Source organism: Pseudomonas sp. S1(2024), from assembly GCF_046557535.1.
In genome coordinates, this window is record NZ_JBKGFP010000001.1 from 506,464 (window position 1) to 528,585 (window position 22,122).

The window sequence follows — 22,122 nt, forward strand, 5'->3', positions numbered from 1 at the left end:
ATATTGATTGAGGGCAAGCATATGTCCACGACACAGGTGATTTCATGAACCGTAAATTTTCCCTTGCTCTGAGCGTACTGGCGTTGAGCGTGACCCTTGGGGGCTGCGCCAGCAACCAGACGGCGCGTTCCACCAATGTTCTGGTGACGCCCCCTGTGAATCCACTTGATGAACTCAGGGCTGTCGCCATTGAAACCCGTGATGAGCTGCGCCTGCTGGCCAAGGTCAATGACGCCGTGAGTGCGCCTTCCTTGACCAAGGAGCAGCATGCCCAGATGTACTTTCAGTCCACCCATGTTCCTAAGGGCTTCGAGCGCATAGCGAGTTTCTCTTACACCGGCACGGTCACCAAGACCGCCGAAGCCCTGGCCAAGATGGCCGGCTACAAGTTCCGCAAGCCTAGCGTCAACATGCCCAACGAACCGTGGGCCACCATCAACATTGTCAACCAGCCGCTCAACGATGCCTTGCGTGAGCTTGGTGTTCAGTCTGGCTCATCCATTCGCGTGGAAGTGCTTGAGCAGGCGAACGTGATCAACCTGGTTTACAAAAATTAAGAGGCTCGCATGATGTTCAAGCCCCTGCTGCTGGCCCTGGCGATCGGCGTAGCGGTTCCTGCCGCCAATGCCGATGAGTTAACACCTGGCGTTCAGTACGACAACTCCAGTCTCCAAGAGCTGCAATCGCTTCACTACTACAAAGACATGCCGCTTGCCGGCGAGGATGATCTTGCTAACAAACGCCATGAAGCGATGCGTGAGGCAGCAATGGCAGTGGGCGCCCAGAACGGTTACGTTGCGGAGATGAACAAGCTGCGTAAGCAGCTCAGCTCAGAGTCCAAGACTTGGGACATGCAGTTTCCATTCAAGGACTTGATGCGCCTGGCGGCACCAGGCGAGAAGTCCCTGTATTTCCTGCCACCGGTCATTCATGAATCCAACGATGTCACAGCACATTCCGACGACAACAACCGCATCAAGGTGTCCGGCAAGTACTATGACATTGTCAAAAAGGAGCGGTTGGTGACAGCCCCACCGGATTGGCGCGAGTATCTGCTGATTGATTTGCCGGTGGATGTGTCGAAACCCGTGGGGGCTTTGCTCCCAAAAACACCGCAGGAGCAGCAGCTGTGGTCGGACTGGATTTCGGAAGGTTGGGAATCTGGCGTGCTTCAGGCGAATGCTGAAATGACTTCTCGCATTCGAAACCTCGGCTCAGATATCAACGGCATGATTCGTTATCTCAGGCTGGTCAAAGAGCGCAAGATCGAGCCCTCCTACGTCGCCTCGCAGTACACGGGTCGTGTCAATTCGGGTGATCGCATGCACCTGAACCAGCGAACTTTTGCGATTACCGCACCAGCCTCGTTCAACGGAAATGAAAAGCAATGGGTGCCGCTGGATCTGGATCCACGTGGCGGCTACCGCACCCCTGATGAGGTTCGCGCCATCAACCAGGGCAAGTGAGGCCGCAGTACCAAACGCCTTTAAACCCCAACAAAAATAATAAAAGGGGATGTACATGGAGGACTTCATAGTCCCAGTTCCGCCGCGCATGAACTCGGCGGAACATGTCAACGAGCTGTTGTATCAGATGGTGCAGATGGGAGGGTCAGACCTCTTCATCATCGGTTCGGGTGAAATCTGGGTTTCTCGCTACGGTCGGAAAGTGAAGTTGACCAACCGTCGACTGACCGACAACGAAGCCCGCGACCTGATCATTGCGCTGTACAACACCAATGCCCCTTCCATGCTCGGGGCTGCACAGCCGATCAACGATGCGCATGAGTTTTACCGCGAGGAGAGTGGCGAGCGCAATCGCTACCGCTTCCGTCTCAACGCAGTTGGCTGCCTGCGCAATGGTCGTAAGAGCATGACCATAACCCTGCGCACCATCCCCACCACCCCGCCCCACTGGGAAGTCTACGGGGTTGAGAAAGAAATCATCGAAGTGACGCGGGCGCTCGATCAGGGTCTGGTGCTGGTGGTGGGCGCCACAGGCAACGGCAAATCAACCTTGCTGGCGTCCATTCTTCGCGACCGCATCGAAGGGCCAAACAGCCATACCAACCTGGTGACTATCGAGCATCCGATTGAGTTCGTGTACGACGCAATCGAAAAAACCAACTCACTGGTGACCCAGCTGCAAGTCGGCAACGACGTGTCAGGTTTTCATGATGGCGTCGTCAACTCGCTTCGTATGGCGCCCAATGTGATTCTGGTGGGTGAGTCCCGTGACCTTGAGACCGTGCAAGCCTCCCTGGAAGCGGCGATGACTGGGCACGGGGTTTTTTCCACGGTTCACGCCAACAATGTGCCTGAGACCTTCCAGCGCCTGGTCTACGTGTACCCCAAGGAGATGCAACAGCAAGCGCGTCTTGATGTTCTCCAGCCCATGAAAATGATTGTGGCTCAGCGTTTGATTCCAACCATTGATGGCAAGCGTACGGCCATTCGCGAGGTCATGATTCTTGATCAGGACGACAAGGACAGGATGATGGAGTCCGACAACATCGCCTCGGCGGCGTTCAAACTGCTCGATTCCAGGGGGCGTCCGATGATTGAAGATGCCGAGTCCAAGTACCGCGATGGCATCATTTCCGAGGAAGTCATCAAGCGCATGCGGATGAACTACAAAGCAATTAAGAAAAACCTGGGTTGACCGAGTGCGGGTCACTAAGGGCCCGCTGTATTTTAGGATTACGCCATGCCTGCCCATTACATCACCCGAAGACCCAAGCTGGGCCCCATCGACGCGCAAGCGGTTTACCCTATTCTCCTGTGGATGATTCACCCACGGGTGTGGACGGCGTACATCCTTCTCGTTGCAATCCTGTTCCTTTGGATGCTGGCTCGTCGTGGCATCACCATCTCGATGATGATGCGCATTTTCCGTCGATGGATCGTCGGCAAACGGCGGCAGATTCGCTCGCCCTGGCGGCGACCAATGGCTTTATGAGGATATTGGTTTTCTTACCAATATATGGCATAAACAGCTATGCAATTTTCAATATTGATAATAAACTACAGCAATTAAAGATAAGAGGACATTCACAATGCCCCGCAAGCTGAAACTTCTGACGGCTGCGCTCATCGGTGCAGCATGCTCAAACGCAGTGCACGCTGAGCTTTACATCTCCCCCGTCGTGCGGGACAGCGTAACCTACCAAAAGCCTGCCGACGTGCCGGCTCCAGCGCCCTCTTTCACCGATTTGACCAAGGCGCCCGCGCCGTACAACCCTGCGTCAGCCGTACCGGTACCCGCGCCTGCCACCCAGAAAGTGGTGGGCACCTCAACCGTGCATGGCAAATTCGAGATGGAGTCGACCAAGCGCACCGGGGAAATGTCGTTCGGCAAGAATGTGCCGTTGTTCGCCGCTCTTGAAAATCTGGTGCCGAACAGCACGTCGTGGTCGATTGTTTTCGAACCAGGCACTGAAAACACCCCTGTTTCCTGGCGTGACGCAGCCAACTGGCGCGATGCGCTTGACCAGATTTCGAAAAACAACCGCCTGGTCATTGCGGTCAATGAGCAAGCCAAGCGCATTTCGGTATCTCGCACTGCCGACATGGCACAAAAACTCGCCCAGCCAGGTTCCCAGGTGTGGACGCTGAAGGCCGGCAAGTCGTTGCGCGAAAATCTCAACGACTGGGCCGCCAAGGCAAACTGGCAGATCGACTGGTCGAAAACCGAAATCAACTACCCCATCGACCATACCGCCACCCTGGTTGGCCCGTTTGCAGGCAAAGGCGGCGTGCTTGACCGCGTGTTAAGTGCGACAGCCGATCGCCAGACGCCGCTGACAGGCCGTTTCTATCGTGGCAACAACGTGGTGGTCATCACTGAAGCCGGATACAGCCCAGAGCATCAGCCGGGCACTCCGATGACTGATACCGAAGCCTATTAATTGAGGGATGTATCCATGATGCTCAAGAAGATTTTCAGCTTATCAGCACTGGCTGCCGCGACGTTGTCAGCAGGTTGTACGGTTGTGGATAAATCCTATGACCAAGGCCGTCAGGACATGCGCGACCTGAAGTCTTCTGTCACTGATGCGCGAAAGATGAAAGCGAGCTCCGTTGATGAAACGGATGGCATCTGGCTGGGCGGTGACCCGTTCCATGTCTCCCAGGAAGAAAATGCGCCGGCAGTGCTCAAGCGTGTAGTGTCGGTCAAGCAACTCGACCCGATCTCAGCTTCAGACATCATCAGCATGATCAGCAATGACCTGGGCGTGAAGATCATCATGACCCAGGACGCCATCGACTACACCAATGGCGTGGTGGCGGCGAAGAAGGAAGACCGCTCTGCCGATGCAGCCGCTTCAGGCCTGGGTGTGCCACCGCCGTCCATGAACGAAGAAAGCATCTTCAAGGCCATGAATGCCGGCACCGAGGCGGGATCCAAGATCACCTTTACCCTCAACTACAAAGGTACTGCAGCCGGGCTTCTGGACTTGGTGGCGACCAAGGCCGGGCTGTTCTGGAAGCATGAAAACGGCGAGATCGTGCTGCGTCGCTACGAAACCAAAACCTTCATCCTGGATGTCGCGCCAGGCGGGGTGGAGTTCGAATCGGAAATCAAATCCGACCTGTCGACTAACGGCTCCAGCTCTGAAAGCTCCTCGACGTCGGACTCGGTACATACGGTCAAGTCGACCATTAAGACCGACTCCGCGTTCAAGGCGGTACAAAGTGGCGTGCAGTCCATGCTCAGCTCGGGTGGTTCGATCGCCATTGCCGAGTCGACTGGCAATATGACGGTTACTGACACTCCCCAGGTATTGAGGCGCGTTGAGAACTACATCAAGACTCAAAACGCCATCGCCAGCAAACAGGTCGCGATCAAGACCGAGATCTACGAGATTTCGTCGGACGAAAATGGCGAGTTTGACCCGCAGCTGTCCGCGCTGTACGACTGGGGCGATCTGAAGCTGGGCATTTCCGATGACACCCTGACCTTCTCCCGTGGTGGTCATGACAGCGCTTCGGACAACAAATTCTCGGGCGACTCCAAAGCCGCGATGAAGCTGCTGCGCACCAACAAGAACGTGACCCAGGTCACCAGCTCGACGATTTATGCCCAAAACGGTGAGCCCACCCCCTTCCAGCAGTTGGATGAAATTGGCTACCTCGCCGAGGTGCAGATCGAGACGGCTGGCGCGAGCTCGGACACTGCCTCTGACTCGAACCTGGCTACGCTTAAACCCGGTAAAACCAGCCAGGGCTTCTCGATGACCATCATCCCCCGGATCAACTCCGAGGGGCGGGTGCAGATGAAACTGGCGATGGATTCTTCGCGCCTGAACTCGATCGACGCCTACGGCTTGGACGGCGGGGCTCAGATTCAAACGCCAAACCGCTCCACCAACAAGTACAACCAGCTGGTCACCGTAAGAAGCGGTCAACCGCTGATGATTGCCGGGTTGGAGCAAACGTCCAACAAGTCCACCATCGAATCGATGTTTGGGCGCAGAACCTGGATGCTCGGTGGCTCCCAGGCAGGGGGCAAGAAAAAGGTTATGACCATGATCGTACTCACCCCCTACATCTTGCAAAAATAAGGGGCACCCATGGAGCGCATCTTTGATGTAGGGGGTAAGCGTTTCATTACCGGTCTTGAGTGGGTTCCACTGACCGGTAAGGACGTGAACCTGGCCGCGAAGGTAAAGGCTAAGAGTGCCGGGGTGCGCTTCGGCGTGCTTCGCACCATTGAAATTGAAGACGTCAGCACGGTGAATCAGGTGGGCCTGTCCCACCAGAAGCTCAAGGGGGTCTTCTACTCGGCGGCGGGGCACCTGGCCACCCATCATCAGTCGTTTATCTCGATCGAGAAACTCGGCGATGACAGCTACTGGCTGTGCGTAGCCCAGGACGGTCGGGTCTTGCCGGGCTTTGATACCATCGCCTCCAGCACGGAAATCAAGTCGCTGTTTCAGGAGTTATCCCAGGAGATATCCCTGGAATACATGAAGTTACTGATGCAATCGTCAGTGGCCATGGAGCTCGATGTTGACACCTTTGGCCTGTCCAACCTCACTAACCAGAGCCCGTTGGACGCTTTGGCGGAAGAAAGCCCAGGTGAGAGTGCCAAGATCCGGAACCTGATTGGCATTCCGAGTGCTGTGTACCTGGGGGCGGCGCTGGTTGCGGTTGTGGCCTTGATGGGGGGGTTTTGGAAGTATCAGGAAATCCAGAAGCAGCGTGAACTCGATGCCTTGATTGCCCAGGATCAAGCTGACCTGGGAAAAATCGAGTCACAGGTGACGGTGGAGAAGGTTATTGCGAAAGGCCCGACAGATGAAGAGTTGTTGCGCCGTGCACGCCAAGAGGAAATCACCTGGTTGCGCGATAGCTTCAACCACCTGAACACCCTGCCAGCGCTCAAGCAGTTTTATTTCCTGAACAAGGAGCTGCCGCGTTTCATCAACGGCTGGCAGCTGGCAACTGTACGTTTCGACGCCGAAAGCAGCAACCAGATGTCCGCGCTTTGGGTGCGCCAGTCCTATGGGACACCCCAGCTGCTGCGCGAAGCCTTCGGCAGCGAAGTGTCAATGTCATTCACTCCGGAAATGGGTAAGTCACGTACCGGGCACAAGATTTCGCTCGGGTCGCGTGGGGTTGATGATATTCTTGGCTATCTCAGGAGCAAGGGTATTGGCCACCAGGCTTTTGCGACTGATTTGTTCAACAACAAGCTGGATTTTGTCTCGACGGTTACTCAGCAGAAAGACCGCAAGCAACCGATTGAGGGGTTGAAAAACCCCGCCATGACGAACATGGCCCAGTTGGTGATGAAGACCCGCCAATTCGAGATTACTGGCGACAGCCTGGATCGATTTACTGTCCTGATGGGTGTGATGCAGCGAGCTGAAAACTTCCTGCCTCAGTCCATCGAACTGAACCGTTCGCAAACATCTGTGAAATGGAAACTCACCGGCACTTTGTACGAAGAATGAGGAAATGATGAACACTATCTTTAAGAAGAACCTGATTGCGGGCGCCATCTTCGCCCTCGCGTCAGCCCATTGCTTCGCTGATGTTTCCGGTGCAGACACTTCCCTGCCGCCTCCACCACCACCGCCTCCGCCTCAAGTGCAGGCCGTCAGCACAGACAATCCTGCGGCGGTACCGACCCTGGCCAAACCTGCCCCTGTGGTCGTCAGCGGCGGTGCTGCACTGGAATCACTGAAGGCTGAAGAGCTGGCGCCAGCCACGCTCTACAGCAAGACGACTCCCGAGCAACAGCAGGAGCTGCAAACCTCGGAAAAAAACTCGAAAAAACTCGATGAGCTCAACCGCCAACGCGAGCAAGCCCAGGCCGAGCTTGAAATTTTGAAAATCAACCAGGAAAAAGCCCGCACGCAGAGCGAAATCCGCAAGCTCAATGGCGAAAAGCTGCCAAGCGAAATCCAGGCGGCTGCCGAGCAGGCGACGCAGAACGCCGCACCTGCGGCCCAGAAGCCTAAATCGCCCTTGGAAATGGTTTATGTCACCCAGATCTACGGCTTTAGCGGCGAAGAGGTGGTGACGGTCTACTACAACAACAGCATCGTCAAAGTTAAGCGGGGTCAAATTGTGACGGATGGCGTGAGGATGGATCGCGTTCTCGACAATGGCGCGGTGTTCTCCTACAAGGGCAAGTCGCGTACCGTCTTGTTGACCACCGAAAAACAGGCGGAAGCCCGTTCGTTCACCGAGGTGGATAAGAATGCTGGTAAAAGTCCCGTGCAATACAACGGCATTAACGGTATGAGCCCAGGTTTCCCGCCCACGTCTGTGAGTTACCCCCAATAAGCAGTTAATCCGAGCGCGGATCTCCAGAGGCCAGCCCGAGCACATTCGGCTGGCCTTTTTCATTTTTGCGGTTTTAGTGCTTTAGATCGAAACTCTTTTGCTGTATATTGACCAAAACCGGGAACATACCTGGCCAGTAGAAAAATAATAAGAGAGCTGGCGATGAATTTTTTTCGCAGGAATAAGCCTAAGAGCATTGCTCCGGCTGCACAAGTCACTGCAGCACCTCAGAAGGCCTCTGAGCGTGGCCCCACCGAAATTCAGAATCGCGGTGGAGAGCCTCCCTACAAGGTCATCTCCAAGAAAGAAGACATTCCACCCTACTCTGCGGTTCTTTCCATCAGTGGCGGCCCCGTTTCGCTAAGCCCTGAACTGCAAAAAAATTATGCTGTGCTGCTGGTCAGTCAGGAAAGTAAACAGGTCGAGGTCATTTGTACGCTGGATGTGATCAAGCGGGCGGGCGTTGACGACGAGTATATGGCGATCGTTGATCGCCTCAAGCGCCTTGGTTATGTGCGGGCTCGTAGCAAGCACATTGCACGTCCAGAAATTCTGCAGATTATCTACGAGCTGACTGAGCAGCGCCGTTCCCTGGAAGAGCAGCAAAAAGCAGCGACAGAAATACAGAAAAGCTTCGATGAGCTGTTGCTGCGCGCCGTAAAAATAGGGGCGAGCGATATCCATATGGAGGTTCGCCGCGATCAGGCCCAGATTCGTATGCGGGTCAATGGCGACCTTGGCGACCCTGAGCAATGGGCCGTGCGCAATGCAAACGTCATGGCCGGCGTAATTTACATGGTAATTGCTGACGAGAAGGACACCGCGTTCGATTCCTCTCGCCCCCAGGATGCGATCATCGATCGAGACTTAGGCGATGGTGTACGCATTCGCGTGCGTCTTGCCACATTGCCAGCCTATCCCTCGGGCTTCGACATGATCATGCGTCTGCTCAAGATGGGACAGACGGGTGAAAACATTCACCTGGATAAACTCGGGTACAACAAAGAGCAACTTACCAAGACGCGACGTGCAGTGGCCAAACCCACTGGCGCGATTATCATGGCAGGAACCACCGGTTCTGGTAAATCGACCTCCCTCAACGCGATGCTGGCTGAGAAAATTGCTGCTCACGATGGTCGCATTAAAGTCATCACAGTTGAGGATCCGCCTGAATACCTTTTGAACGGTGCGACTCAGGTGCCGGTTGTGCGTTCACGCTCAGCGGCCAAATCCGGCGATAGTAAAGAAAACCCGTTTGCTGCAGCTGTACGCGCCACCATGCGAAGCGACCCGGACATCATCATGGTTGGTGAGGTTCGCGACCATGCATCGGCAGAACTGCTGATCCACGCGGTACAATCGGGTCACCAAGTCTATACCACCACACACGCGGGCAGTGGCATCGATATCATTGCTCGCTTGCGCTCCCAGGGCATTCCCGACGATGTGCTGGGCAGCCAAAACTTTGTCACGGCATTGATGTATCAGGCACTGTTGCCAGTGGTCTGCTCTCATTGCTCGACCACCATTGACGCATTTAAAGAGACGGTCAGATCTGAGGCGGAGGAAGAGTTGGTGGTGCGGCTGTATCGCCACCTGGGTAACAACCAGGTGCAGAACATCCGCTTCCGCAATTACGACGGTTGCCCAAAGTGCAAAAAAGGGGTAATTGGCCGTACCGTTGCGTCGGAAGTCATTCTGCCCGATGCGTTCATGCTTAAGGCCTTCCGAGATCGCCAGGATATCGACGCAGCCATGTACCACGCCTACACAGGTGGAAAAGTGGCCTTGCATCATGGCATTGACAAGCTGATCCAGGGCTTGGTGGATGTGCGTGATGTCGAGACCAAGCTTGATCGCATCTCTGCCTTGCAAGAAATGCAGGCTTCGGTGCGCCATTTTGTCAATATCAGCGGGATTGAAAAAACACTGACCGATGCTTCGTCGGTGACTGAGTCGTCGAATGGCGAGAGTGGCATTTACGTGCCAAGCAAGGAACTCATCCTGCCCGACTCGGTGACCCGCCCAGCGGAAGCGCCCGCCCTGATTCTGCCTGCGCACATGGCGGGCCAGCCCGCTGAAACCGCCATCTCGCTGGAGAAATCCCCATCCGTGGAACCCGATGCACCTACCAGTGCGATCGCTGACGTAATTGCCACCCCGCTGCCACCGGCAGAGGCCTTAATGCCCATGGTGCCTGAGACTCCTGTGGTGGCGCCTGAAGCCGAGCGAGCTGGAGAGAGCCTCGTTGCAGATACCCAGGAGCAAGCACACCCGAGCCCAGCAGAGGAGCCCCAGGTGGCTTCTGTGACCCTTGTTCTTACAGAGGTGGCTGAGACTGAATCACCACCATTCACCTCAGCGCAGGTGAACGATCCGGAAGTGCCTGACCTGAGTGACAGTGAAGAAGATGTTGAAGCGGCTGGTGCTGCAGATGCTGGGGCACAGCTGGATTCTGACACCTCGGAATCGATGGTGTCCGCATCTGAACCTGGGGTGATTGAGGTTGTTGATGAGGTGGCCATCGCTGAAGTTATCCCGGTCACACCTGAGTTGGCTGCACGGGAACCCGTGGTTGACGTGTCTGAGGTTGTTCAACCGGAGCCCTCGGTTAAGTTCGATTGTGAGGCGGCATTCCTCGAAGCCCTTCAGACAGTCCTGGAAACCGAAGTGGCTCGAAATGGCTTCAACCTCAGTGCGCGGTTCATGAAAGGCCGGTTGTCGGCACCAGCCATTGAGGCACTGCTTTCCAGTGACCTGGTACCGGAACAACAGGCTGCAAACCTGCAGGACGCTTTTGGCGCGCTGAACCCAGCGGAGCAAGTCCGGGTGTTTGGACTGACGATTGAAGAAGTTCAGGCCTTCCTGGATGCCAGGTTGCCGACTGATCAGCCAGCAGTGGTGGCCGATCAGGTAGAACCAACACCTTTGGCTGATAAGCCTGCTGCGCCTGCAAAATCCAGAAAACCCTCCACCGTGGTTCCCTTGAAATCAGGCGCTGCTGGTAAGGCTCGTAGTCGCAAGCCTGCAGCCACCGAAGCCCCGGAGGAGACCCCAGTTGGCGCTGATGCAAGTACAGCACCGTCCGTGGAGACGACCAAGGAGGCTCAGGCTAAACCGGCGAGGGCCTATAAATCGAAGTTGCTTGCTGGCGCAGGGCCAACCCCTGAACAAGCATCCAAGGACAATGTGAAAAGCCTGGATGTGGCTCGTGCCCAGAAAACCAAGGGTCAGGTGGCAGCGAAAGCGCCAGGAAAGGCCGCTGGGAAAGCGACCCCCAAAACTGGGGTCAAGCCAGCAGGCAAGACAGCAACCAAGAAGCCAGCAAAAGCTGATTCGAAAGACCAGTCCGAAGATTGAACCTTCGGGCTATGGATGAAGTTTGGAGCCTACTATGACATTCACTTTGGCGGCAAAAGAGTGGTGGACAAAGTTTCAGTTTGGCGCTGATGCGCGTAAAAATATGTACCAATCCTTCCTGGACTACCTCCAGCAAGGGGTGGCCATAAACGATATCGTGACCGATCTGGCGACTTCAATCAAGAAAGCGAAGGCAAGAAGGTTCATGTATCAAGTGACCATTCTCGAAGACATTTCTTTGCAAATGTCCTCGGGGATTGATTTCTCGGAGGCGCTTTCGAGGTGGGTGCCTGCCAACGAGGCAATGTCCGTGCGCGCAGGTATGGAAAGTGGTGACCCAGTCAGTGGCATGCAGAACACCATTGATGCTGTGGGCGCAGCCACAGAGATGAAGTCGGTGATTGTTAACAAGCTCTCTTACCCTGTGGTGCTCGTGTTCGCTCTGATTGGGCTTATTTACTTCTTCTCGCTGAAAATCATTCCGCGTATCGCCGAGGTGATTGACCCAAGCCTTTGGCCGGAAAACTCTAAAAGCATGTACTCCACAGCCATGTTCGTGCAGAACAAGGGGATTTTTGTCGGCCTGGCGCTCGTAGCATTGGCTGTGCTGGTTGGGTGGAGTTTGCCTAGAACAACCGGCACGGTGCGCAAGTATCTGGACAAGTTCCCACCCTACAGCTTTTACAAGGCCTTTCACAGCGCCAACCTGCTGATATCCCTCGCCGCATTGATGCGCTCAGGGGTTCCGTTCGTGGATGCAATGGGGAAATTGAGCAAATATTCAGATGCTTATCTTCAAGACCACCTTGATCGGATGATCGTCAACATTGCGGACGGGTTGTCGCTATCAGAATCCATGGACACTGGGTTGCTCTCGCAAGAGATGATGGTTAGCGTGCACATGATGAGCAATAACGCTAATTTCCAGCAGGCGATCAATGAAATCGGTCGCCAATCGGTCAAGCGCGGGATCGAAAGGATTTCGGTCATCTCAAGCCTTATCAACGCGGGTGCCATGTTCGGCATTACGGCTTATGTCGGGTGGATTTATATGTGCTTCAACGCAGTTGCCAACGCCATGGGCCAGGCTGCGAACATCTGATGCCATTGTCAAAACGCCAATAGTGACGGACAGCAAAAAACTACGCTTTAACCATATATTGGCTTGAAGGATTCGAATTAAGGTGATATTGTTTGAACCGTTACCCAACCACAATAAAAACAAGAAAAGGTGTAATGCTATGAAGCTAAATTTCCGTCGCCAAGCCGGTGCGACCTTGATCGAAACCATGATGGTTGTTGCACTGATGGCGGTGATTACCATCGGCGCCCTCGTCTACTTCAACTCGGCTAACGAATCGTCCAAGGTTCAGGAAGCCACCGCCAGCCTCACAGCCCTGACCTCCGTGATCCGCAACCAGTTTGCCACCCAGGGTGACTACACCGGCCTGACCGCTGATGTGGCGATGCGCTTCGGCAACGTCCCAGAAAACATGCTGGTTCGTTCTGGCACTGGTGGCGCTTCGGGTACTGCCTCGCGCTTCCGCCACCCTTGGAACCAGAACACTGGCGCTGTGACCATCGTGCCGGATACCACCAACGTGGCAAATGACAGCTTCACTGTGACCTTCACCAAGGTTCCAGCCGCCACCTGCGTCGATCTGATGACCCGCACCTTCCGTCACTTCGACAAAGCGGTTGCCGGCACCACCACTGTCACCACCGTGGCCCAAGCAACCAGCGGCTGCGGCTCTTCGGGCGAAGTCTCGATGTCCTGGACTGCACGCTAACAAAAAATCAGGGCAGCTGAGGCTGCCCTTTTTTTTCGCATACAGAAAAGGCCTGAAGATGCACGCTATCAATTCACCCTTTGAGACGGTTACAGACCTTTACCTGCCCATTGAAAACCCCAAGGCTGGGTACAGCTATCCAGGGAAACGACCTCTAACACCCGAGATGCATGCAGGTGCTCTTTTTTTGGTAGAACAGGCCAAGAAAAAGCGCCTTGAAGACTGCACCTTGTCTGACGGCAGAGTGGCTTTCCGCTGCACCTATTTCCCAAGCGCCAATGGTGAATGGTACATCCTGCGCAAAATGCCCTCGGAGATCCTTTCCATGAAGGATCTTGGCATGCCCCCACCGATTGCCCACCATTTGACTTCAGAGCGGATGAACAAGGGCGGCCTGATCATCGTATCGGGCAACCCAGGGCACGGTAAGTCAACCACCCTGGCTTCGGTCATTGTTGAGCGTTTGAAGCGGTACTCAGGCATTTGCATCACCATTGAAGATCCGATCGAGATGCCTTTGCAGGGCGATCATGGCGGGGGCATTTGCTTCCAAAGGCCTGTATCCGGTGAGGAAGAGTTTGCCCAGGCTATTCGCGGAGCATTACGCGCTTATCCCGCCAAGACCAATGCGATGATGATGATCGGGGAAGTCAGGGACACGGAAACGGCGGCCCTGGCCCTGCGTTCAGCGGTTGACGGTCGACTGGTGCTGCTGACCATGCATGCCGGCAACATCATTCAATCCATTCAGCGACTGTGCTCAATGGCGGCTCGTACCATCACCGCCGAAGAAGTCAGGGAACTGCTGTCTTCGAGCTTTCGCATGGCCCTCCATCAGCAGCTGATGACCCAGCCTGGGGCTGCCAAGGCCAGGCTGGTGGTTGACGCCCTGTTGGATACCCAGGCCGTTGCCGGCACCATCCGTGCCAGGAATTTGCCGCTAGACACCCTGAAGAACGATCTGCTGCAGCAGCGCAAAGCGTTTCAGCTCAACCTGCCCATCGAGCTTCGCAAGCTGGATTGATCATTTGTCCTGACAAGGCCTGCAATTGAGCAGGCTTTTTCAGGGGTATTACGCTGGGCGTATGATCATCTCGTACTCATACAGTGTCAGGTCTTCCACCAGCTTGCGCAGCATGTCCAGCACGCGGTTTTCGGTCTTTTTTTCCTGCCATTGGCCATGCTTTGATTCACTTAGCGCCCTGCGCTCCTCTACCAGGTGAGGGCACAGTTCGGCGAGCGTGGTGTCATACATTTCCTTGGCCAGGATCCCGGCTGCGATGAAGATCTGCGGCACGGAAATGCGATCGTTGAAGCTGTAAGCCATCTCTTCCAGACTCTTGCCGCTAATCATCCACTGACTGAGGTTGCTAATGTCCGTTTCGGACAGCTTGTGCTTTTCTTTGAGGGGTATGATTTTCATTGTTATTGATCCAAAGAGGTTTTCTCCCATGTTATTCTAAACCTATCTGCCCAGAATGATAGTTTGCAAGCATTTCATTTAGGGCTATATTGTCAATTTCCAGAGCGAATGCCACCTTGAAACCTATTGAATTTGCGCTGTATGACGTTGAGGCCACAGGGCTCTCGCACCATCATGACCAGATCTTGCAGTTTGCCGGCCTGAAGGTCGACCAGGACTTGAATATCATCCCTGGCAGCGAACTGGTGATCGACGTCAAGCCCCGAGCGGATGTTGTGCCAGGGCCCAAGGCATTCGCCATTCACGGTATTTCCATCGAGTCCCTGCTCAAGAATGGAGTAACCGAGTGGGAAGCGGCAGGCCGTATTCGCGAGTGGTTCATGGGGTCGAGCGTTCCTTCGATGATGATGGGCTTCAACTCGCAGGGTTACGACGATGAAATGGTGCGCAATGCCTTCTACCGCACCATGATCGATCCTTACGAGCATGAATGGCGAAACGGCAACACCCGTGGTGATGCCATGCGCCTGATCATGCTGGCCTTTGCATTGCGCCCGGAAACCTTGCGTTGGCCGATCAACCCGGCTACCGGTCGCTACACTCTCAAGCTCGGCGATCTGTGCGCGGAGAACGGCATCAAGCTTGAGTATGCGCACGACGCCCGGTTCGACGTGATGGCGACACTTGACCTGCTTCGCCTGGTCAAGAAGAACAGTCCGAAGCTGTTCGACTACTTCCTGAGCTTGTCGGACAAAACTGTTGCCAGTGACCTGGTGCTGCAGCGCAAGCCGTTGGCTGTCATCAATTCGTTTTTCCCGCGTGAGCAAGGGCACCTGTCGATCATGCTGCCGGTGATCATGGACAGCGTGCAGAACAAGACCAAGATGTGGAGCATTGACCTGCGCGAGGATCCCACCGAGCTGCTGAGTCTGTCGCCTAGCGAGATCAACCGCCGCATGTTCACCAGCATCAATGACCTGGGCGACGGCGAGGGCATCACCTCGATTCGCGCCATTGCCCTCAACAAGCAGCCACTGGTGTGTGCGCTCAACATCTTCAATCAGCGCCAGGACGTGCTCCAGCGCGCTGGTTTGGATATCGAACGCTGCCTGAAGCACGCTGCCATGATCGAGGCTGATCCAGGCTTCAGGGAGCGACTCCAGGAAGGCATGAAGAGTGTCTTCCCGCCCTGTGAGGACGTGTACGAAGGGATTTACAGCCTGGGCATGTTCGGGCGTGACGAACAGAACTTGCGCTCATCCCTGCGCCGCCCAGTGCAAACCGAGGGGCTTGATGGCTTGCAGCCCAAAATCATCAGCACCGATCCCCACCAGCTCGCCACCCTCAATGCAAGGGATCGCCTGCGCGCTTTTGACCTCTCGCTGCGCGCCAAGTGGGCCAACCATGCCGAGCAGGTCATTGCCCTCGACAAATACACCCCCGAAGAGCTCAGCGAGTGGGTCAAGCACCTTGAAAATGCCTGGTTCAAGGAGAACCCTCCGAAGAATGCTCGCAACTACGCGATGTACCAGGCCGAGTTGCTCGAAGTGCGCGCCAGTACCGCGCTGACCCCTGACCAGGAGCGTGCGGTCAAGGAAATGGAGGCATTCGTCGAGCAGAACCTCGCCATGATCGAGTCGCTTAAGGAGCTGAGTGCCGAGTTGCAGAACAAAGCGGCCTCCCCGGAGGCTGGTCGCACCGAGATCGGCATGATCGAATCCGATCGGAAAAACCGTGAATCCCGACACAACGTGACGGGACTCGACTATCAGCCCTGATTGCCAGGGTTAGCCATCACGTCCACCTGGCCCCACCAGGTGGACATTTTTTTCAGCCTGGGGATTTTCGCGATGAAACAATACCACGATCTACTCACTCACATTTTGGACGAAGGCACCCTGGTGGAAAACCGAACCGGGGTTAAAACCCTCAGTGTTCCAGGTGCAACCATGCGCTTTGACATGAAGGTGGGTTTTCCGGCTATCACCACCCGTCGCCTGCCCTTCAAGACAGCAATGGGCGAACTTGTAGGCTTTCTACGTGCTACCTCCAGTGCAGCAGGATTTAGGGCCCTGGGCTGCAAGGTTTGGGATCAAAATGCCAACGAGAACCAGGCATGGCTGAACAACCCCTACCGCGAAGGGCATGATGACCTGGGGCCGATCTACGGGGTGCAGTGGCGCAAATGGCCGGCTTACAAGCGACTGAAAAAAACCGAGTTGGAGAAAATAAAGGATGCCCTGGGGCGGGGTTACGAGATTCTCGCTGAATTCAAGAACCCGGACAATGAAGACTGCGTGGTGCTGTATAAGGAAATTGACCAGGTGCGCGAATGCCTGGACAAGATCATGCATAACCCGCAGGACAGGCGCATCATTTTCCACGGCTGGAACCCGGCAGATTTGGAAAGTGTGGCTCTGCCGAGTTGTCATGCCTGGTACCAATTCCTACCGAACCCGGTGAAGAAAGAGCTTTCCATCTCCCTCTACCTTCGCTCGAATGACACCTTCCTCGGGCTTGGCATGAATCTTGCCGAGGCTGCCGCATTGTTGTCGCTGTTTGCCCGCCTGACCGGCTATACGCCACGCTGGATCAACTACATCATCGGTGGCGATGCACACATCTATGAAAACCACCTTGATGTTGTGCGTGAGCAATTGACCCGTGAACCGCTGCCACTTCCTACCCTGGAGATCAGTGAGCGCGTGCCTGATTTTGCGGTGACCGGTGTATACCAGCCGGAATGGCTCGACCTGATCGAACCTGGTGATTTTGCCCTCAAAGACTACCAACATCACGGTGTGCTGACCGCACCCATGGCGGTTTGAAGGGGGTCAAGGTGGCAAAATGATGGGTCGCTGCCACCGCTGCATGAAAAAGGGGAGCTTAGGCTCCCCTTTTTTCTTCTTGCTGACCTGCTCAGGAGAGCCCGTAATCGTTTTGACCCTTGATCTGTTTTTCCGGCTCTGGCGCAGAAACTTCCGCTGAGACGGTACGGTCGATTTCAGCCACCAGCCCCGCAGCCGTGCGTGAAACGGCTTTGAGCAATTGTGATATCTGGTCTTCAACCTCGGTGGCATTGAGGGAGATGCGCTTGCTGAGCGCAGCCACAGGGCCTGAGAGGGTGTGGGCTTCAGCCTGGGCAGTCAGGGACAGGTATTCAATGGTCATGTGGCGGGGAATGTCCAGCCTGCCAATGCGCACACCACCGTCGAGTTTTCCAGGTGGGATTGCCGAGAGGCCTTTGGCGTCCTGTGCAAATTCACGCAGGGCGCTGGCCTTGGCCAAGGCCCGAATGACTTCCTGGCTCTGCTCGAACTGGAAGGCCCCGGCAGGCTCCACTGAGGACTTGGCATGCAGCAGTGCGTGCTCGACAGAGACCAGGGCGACGTTGGGATTTCTGGCCGATTGCCCAATCGCAACGATCCCGAAGGTCGGGCGGGTCGCGTCCTGACAGATCAGGGCCGGCAGGCCATCAGCGGTGGTGGTGAAACCGCGCATTTTATCTGCGACGACATGGCCAATTTTTTCAGCTTCCAGTAAGGTTGCTGCATAGATGGCCAGGCGATCTCTGGCGTTTTCATGCGCACCTGGCTGCACCGAGACAATGTAGGCCGGGATGATCTCCGAGCCATCCTTGATCAGCACGTCAGTCTTGACCATGCCTTGATAGGTGTCTTGCGACCTGACATAGAAACTGGCCAAGTCCGGGAGGCTGGTGGCATTGGGTTCAACGAACTGCTTCTCGTCAATTTTCACGAAACGGGAACCCTTTTCCTCGCCTGCGACCAAGCGACCACTCTGCGCAGGATGGCCTTGCAGGGCAGCTTCCAGCATGTCATACCCGGTCGGAGATTCACCTGTGGTTTTGGCCATTGAGCGCTCGAAGGCGGTATCGCCACCTGGCAACCCCAAGGCCTTGGCGATCAGCGATGTGGGAGCTTCGTGCAGGTTGACGACATAAGCACCATCAGCAGCTTCCGGAAGGCCCAGTGTGGCATAGTATGCCGCCCCTGCGTCGGTAGCGCTCACGTGCAGGATGCCGTGCTCATCGAGCTCCAACGAGGCCATGACGGTTTCACGACCGAGCGCTTGAGACCAGCTTTTGACCTGGTACTGATCAATGGGTGTATTGGCCCCAAGGCCTGAAAACAATTGCATGGGAATGCTCCTCAAGGTTCTTAACACCATTATGGCACGGGGAGATTGTCAGGTTGCAATATACGCATAAATAAATGGTCAAACCCAAAAACCCGACCAATGCACAATACTCAGGAACGACCATCAAAAAACCCTTGACAATTTGGCCATAAAACATAAACTGACGACAGCCAACAAATTATTGCCTCGGCGGGGAGATGGACATGAAAGCCATTGCAGTTATCTGGTATGTATTCAAATTCTTCGTTCTGCCTGCCGGTGTGTGCATGGGCATCCTCTACGATGCCGCATCGCTTTCGGAGCTGAGCACCTATCTCACTGGCGGCCTGCTGAGCACCTTCGACCTGCTGGCCAGCGATAATGTCGACCTCTACGCCACCCTCTTCCAGATCCTGACGGCCCCCGTGGCACTGCTGGCCTGGATGATGCCAGAGGGTTCTTCGGTGTTTATCGCGAGCGCGGCGATCTTTGGCCAGCTGGGATTCTATGTGGTTGTGACCCTGCTGTGCTGGGCCATCAAGCCGCCACGCTTCCTGATCGATCGCGCTCAGGGTGAAACTCAAACTGCATAATCGCTCTGCCTGCAATGAACAAACCGCCCTGGCTTCCGCTTCGGCGGTTTTTCTTTGGCCAAACGAAAGAGTGGCCCTCATGGGCCACCCTGGCGGGTTGCGACTGAAGGATTACTCCTTCTTGTCATCCTCACCCATCATGCTGTCATAGAACTTCCTTTGCTTTTCCCACCGGGCTTTGGCCACGCTGCGGTCATGCTCACCCTTGACGGCTTTGAACGAGCTTTCATTGAGGTTGGAGCCTTTGCCCAGGGCGCCTTTCATTTCTCCAATCGATTCCTGCTCACCGAACGGGCGGGAGACTCCGCCGCCCATCCAATCCAGGATTTGATCCGGGATCTTGTACATGACCGAAATCATGTATTCACACATTTTCATCGTCATGCTGATGTAGATGGTGATCAGGCCGATAATTTCATACAGGCCCAGCGAGGTGTTCATACCCGCCACTTTCCAGAACAGCGTGTTCATCAAGCTGAACCCTACGTACGACAGGGTCATCGCGGCGAACAGGCCGACAATGCTCAAGGTTGGCCGCAGGATGATGGCATTGATCATCTGCAGGGCTTTTTGCATGTTCTGCCCGGAGATACCATCCCCTTCCGGGGTCGCCATCATGATCACCGCCAGTGGCGCTGCTGCCACTGCTTCGATGACGGTCAGCAGATAGCCACAGCACATCATGATCCAGGTAATCACAGGCATGAATGGAATGGCCATGGCCATCACAAAGGACATGCCAAGCAAGGCACCCATCAGCGGCACCAGCGTGGCGATCAAGTAACGAAGCACGCCCGCTACACCGCCACCTGCCGCGCCAAGCAACGGCAGTGCACCTGCGGCATTGTCAGCACCACCCGCCATGCCTGCTGCGACCAAACCGATCGCCCAGATGGTTTCGTTGATGCTTTGCAGGCCACGCCCCATGGACGAAATGGCGGTGAACGGCGAGAGCATGCCGGAGGTGTTGGTGGTCATGCCGCTAACCAGGCCAATACTGGAGCCAACTGCCTGGGTGCTGCCAAAGTTCATCAGACCATTCATAAACATTGTGGCGATGGCGCTGCTCACACTGCTGAAGAAACCAGCGTCCAGCGTGCCCGAAGCGCCCGCCGAGAGTTCGATGACCTGGGTGCTGCTCGAACCTGTAGAAGAGGTGCTGGCGACTTTCTGAAGGGCCTCGATCCGCTGCAGCTGCGACTCCTGATCCTTGGCTGCTGAATCACAACTGGTGAAGTGGAAGAAGCCGCAACCCGTCACGTAATTGGTCGCTTTACCCTCATACGTGGCGCTGGAGGTGAGGCTGGTCAGGTAGTTGTACACCACCGACTGCAACCTGGAGGCCTCGAAGAACCAAGCGCCTGCAGCCATCCATCCACCCTCTTTCATGGTGGTTTTCCATTGACTGGCGATATCCGGGGTCACAATCTTGTTTTTGGCTTCGGCGATGTAGGTGCGATACGCACTGCCAATCTCGTTCAGCGTCGCAGCGTTGGTAGCTACCTTGTCGTAGACAGCCTTGTCAGCCGGATTGGACGAATAGTTGGTCAGTGCCGCCTCAATCTCGCCACGGGTTGGGCCATCAGAGAGCGTGACAACCTTGCCCAGCACGTTGTTCAGGAATGCCAGGTAAGCAGTCGGAATATTGCTTTCGTAATTCGTCCGAATGGTGTCTTCCCAGCTCTGGGTGTTCAGGATGCGGCTGAGCGTGGTTTTTTCAGCAGTGGTGCCGGATGTCGCGCTGTTGTAGACACCCATCACGTTGGTGTTGTTCGGGAACGCGATGGTGCCACAATCAGTGAAGCTGATCGAGTTCAGGGTTTTCAGTTCAGCAAAATTCAGGGTGTAGCCACTGGAATAGGAGAATTTCTTGACCGTGGCGTTGCTGCCCAAGCTGTATTTCAGGTTGCCGGTCTGGGCCCCGGAAACCCCCTTGGAGACCAGGTATTTGTGGCGAACAACCGAGCAATGCAACACCTCGACAACATTGCGGTAAGCGTTGAAATCATAGACCGCCGTGGTCGGAATGGCAGGGCTGCCTACCGTCAACACTTCAGCCCCCTTTTCCCACACCCAGGTGCCAGCGTTCGAGCCCACGATGACCATCCAGACCACCAGCGACTGGGCCACAGAGAAGACTCCCTGGCCATCAGAAACCGGTGTGATCAAGCCAAAGGCAGTGGCCGTGCGCATGGGGAGCCAGACGCTTGACCACCCCTGGCCGAGCAATTGGCCATCGGCGGCAGTTTTAACCGCGCCGCCGAGGATGGTGTAGGACAGAATCACGACCCCGAGAATCATGGCCACGATGTTGGAGTAGCCCAGTACCTGGGACAGCACGGTGGTTACTTCGCCCGTGCCGGGATAGCCACCGAAGGGCTTAAAGATGAAGGTGCCGAACAGCATGACCAGGCTTTGGTCGGCCAGGTCGGTAGATGATGGTGTCGCACCCAGGATATCGTGCATGAAGCTCGTGGCTTGAGCTGATTCAGCGGCTGTTGCGGCGTATGCACCAATAGATGCAAAAACCGATGAAACAAACAGCAGCAAATTAGCCAGGTGTTTTCTTATTGTCATTATTGTTTCACCTTAGGGGCGATAGGCAATGGCAGAAGCTGACGTGGATCTGCACACACTGCCGCAAAATAGTCGCCAATGCGCAGGAATTTGACTTCCCTTGTCTCCAAGATCTGTCGAGATGCCCACAGCAAAAAACTCAATTTCACGTAAAACAATTTTAGCACCAGCATCGAGAGCAGTGCGAGGAGAAATTCCTGCATGGTGTTGGCGAAAGCGATCATGATGAATGACACCAGCGCGCAAAATGCCGCGCTCAGCGCGGCGATCTTCACATTGCGGTAGCGCAAGCGGAATTCATCGGCTTCCATCCATTCCTGATCTTCGGCCAGATCCTCTTCTTGTCGTACGCGGGCCTTCACATCTTCGGCCAGAGACTTGAACTTCAGATTCGATTTGATCTGAGTCTGGCTCATGGTTCTTAGTTCGTTGAACAAGCCCAT

The 22,122-nt window shown here is 55.4% G+C and carries 19 protein-coding genes; 15 read left to right on the forward strand and 4 right to left on the reverse strand.

The features are described from left to right. The first annotated feature begins 44 nt into the window (after positions 1-44). From ACLCGK_RS02770 to ACLCGK_RS02825, 12 genes are all read left to right on the forward strand, one after another. On the forward strand, positions 45-557 hold the full coding sequence (locus tag ACLCGK_RS02770) for a DotD/TraH family lipoprotein (protein ID WP_410951218.1): 513 nt from the start codon (positions 45-47) through the stop codon (positions 555-557). Between the two features lie 9 nt (positions 558-566). Then, positions 567-1,466 (forward strand): type IV secretory system conjugative DNA transfer family protein, encoded by a 900-nt coding sequence (locus ACLCGK_RS02775; RefSeq protein ID WP_056799835.1) that lies wholly within the window; start codon positions 567-569, stop codon positions 1,464-1,466. 55 nt (positions 1,467-1,521) lie between these two features. Then, a complete protein-coding gene (locus tag ACLCGK_RS02780) occupies positions 1,522-2,661 on the forward strand; it encodes a type IV pilus twitching motility protein PilT (protein ID WP_082476843.1) in 1,140 nt (379 codons plus the stop codon). A 45-nt stretch (positions 2,662-2,706) separates the two neighbouring features. Then, on the forward strand, positions 2,707-2,958 hold the full coding sequence (gene icmT / locus ACLCGK_RS02785) for an IcmT/TraK family protein (protein ID WP_056799842.1): 252 nt from the start codon (positions 2,707-2,709) through the stop codon (positions 2,956-2,958). 97 nt (positions 2,959-3,055) lie between these two features. Beyond that, positions 3,056-3,907 carry a toxin co-regulated pilus biosynthesis Q family protein gene (locus ACLCGK_RS02790; protein WP_410951219.1) on the forward strand — a complete coding sequence of 284 codons (852 nt, stop codon included), beginning with the start codon at positions 3,056-3,058 and terminating at the stop codon, positions 3,905-3,907. Positions 3,908-3,922: 15 nt separating this feature from the next. Continuing rightward, a complete protein-coding gene (locus tag ACLCGK_RS02795; RefSeq protein ID WP_410951220.1) occupies positions 3,923-5,563 on the forward strand; it encodes a hypothetical protein in 1,641 nt (546 codons plus the stop codon). Between the two features lie 9 nt (positions 5,564-5,572). Further along, complete coding sequence (gene pilO2 / locus ACLCGK_RS02800; protein ID WP_056799850.1) at positions 5,573-6,958, forward strand: type 4b pilus protein PilO2; 1,386 nt, start codon at positions 5,573-5,575, stop codon at positions 6,956-6,958. A gap of 4 nt (positions 6,959-6,962) precedes the next feature. Continuing rightward, a complete protein-coding gene (locus tag ACLCGK_RS02805) occupies positions 6,963-7,796 on the forward strand; it encodes a hypothetical protein (RefSeq protein ID WP_410951221.1) in 834 nt (277 codons plus the stop codon). 162 nt (positions 7,797-7,958) lie between these two features. Next, on the forward strand, positions 7,959-11,156 hold the full coding sequence (locus tag ACLCGK_RS02810) for an ATPase, T2SS/T4P/T4SS family (RefSeq protein ID WP_410951222.1): 3,198 nt from the start codon (positions 7,959-7,961) through the stop codon (positions 11,154-11,156). 34 nt (positions 11,157-11,190) lie between these two features. Then, a complete protein-coding gene (locus ACLCGK_RS02815) occupies positions 11,191-12,258 on the forward strand; it encodes a type II secretion system F family protein (protein ID WP_410951223.1) in 1,068 nt (355 codons plus the stop codon). A 139-nt stretch (positions 12,259-12,397) separates the two neighbouring features. Continuing rightward, positions 12,398-12,946, forward strand: coding sequence for a type 4 pilus major pilin (locus ACLCGK_RS02820; RefSeq protein WP_056799861.1), 549 nt, complete (start codon positions 12,398-12,400; stop codon positions 12,944-12,946). A gap of 58 nt (positions 12,947-13,004) precedes the next feature. After that, the gene (locus ACLCGK_RS02825; protein WP_410951224.1) at positions 13,005-13,970 is read left to right on the forward strand and encodes an ATPase, T2SS/T4P/T4SS family; all 966 of its coding nucleotides are present in this window, start codon (positions 13,005-13,007) and stop codon (positions 13,968-13,970) included. Positions 13,971-14,018: 48 nt separating this feature from the next. On the opposite strand, the gene ACLCGK_RS02830 is transcribed toward ACLCGK_RS02825, so the two are convergent. Further along, positions 14,019-14,369, reverse strand: coding sequence for a hypothetical protein (locus tag ACLCGK_RS02830; RefSeq protein ID WP_056799867.1), 351 nt, complete (start codon positions 14,367-14,369; stop codon positions 14,019-14,021). A gap of 116 nt (positions 14,370-14,485) precedes the next feature. Between ACLCGK_RS02830 and sbcB the strand changes: the two genes are divergently transcribed. Next, a complete protein-coding gene (gene sbcB, locus ACLCGK_RS02835) occupies positions 14,486-16,147 on the forward strand; it encodes an exodeoxyribonuclease I (protein WP_410951225.1) in 1,662 nt (553 codons plus the stop codon). Positions 16,148-16,219: 72 nt separating this feature from the next. Continuing rightward, a complete protein-coding gene (gene thyA / locus ACLCGK_RS02840; RefSeq protein WP_410951226.1) occupies positions 16,220-17,197 on the forward strand; it encodes a thymidylate synthase in 978 nt (325 codons plus the stop codon). A 91-nt stretch (positions 17,198-17,288) separates the two neighbouring features. Here the strand turns inward: thyA and ACLCGK_RS02845 are convergent, their stop codons facing one another. After that, positions 17,289-18,545: a hypothetical protein gene (locus tag ACLCGK_RS02845; protein ID WP_410951227.1), complete on the reverse strand. Its 1,257-nt coding sequence runs from the start codon at positions 18,543-18,545 to the stop codon at positions 17,289-17,291. 188 nt (positions 18,546-18,733) lie between these two features. Here ACLCGK_RS02845 and ACLCGK_RS02850 point away from each other — a divergent pair, with 188 nt between their 5' ends. Continuing rightward, positions 18,734-19,102, forward strand: coding sequence for a hypothetical protein (locus ACLCGK_RS02850; RefSeq protein WP_056799878.1), 369 nt, complete (start codon positions 18,734-18,736; stop codon positions 19,100-19,102). A gap of 111 nt (positions 19,103-19,213) precedes the next feature. On the opposite strand, the gene ACLCGK_RS02855 is transcribed toward ACLCGK_RS02850, so the two are convergent. After that, positions 19,214-21,679: a DotA/TraY family protein gene (locus tag ACLCGK_RS02855; RefSeq protein ID WP_082476849.1), complete on the reverse strand. Its 2,466-nt coding sequence runs from the start codon at positions 21,677-21,679 to the stop codon at positions 19,214-19,216. Continuing rightward, positions 21,679-22,095, reverse strand: a complete 417-nt coding sequence (locus ACLCGK_RS02860; RefSeq protein WP_156675981.1) for a hypothetical protein — start codon at positions 22,093-22,095, stop codon at positions 21,679-21,681. Before ACLCGK_RS02860 ends, ACLCGK_RS02855 begins: the two co-directional genes overlap by 1 nt. Between the last annotated feature and the right edge of the window lie 27 nt (positions 22,096-22,122).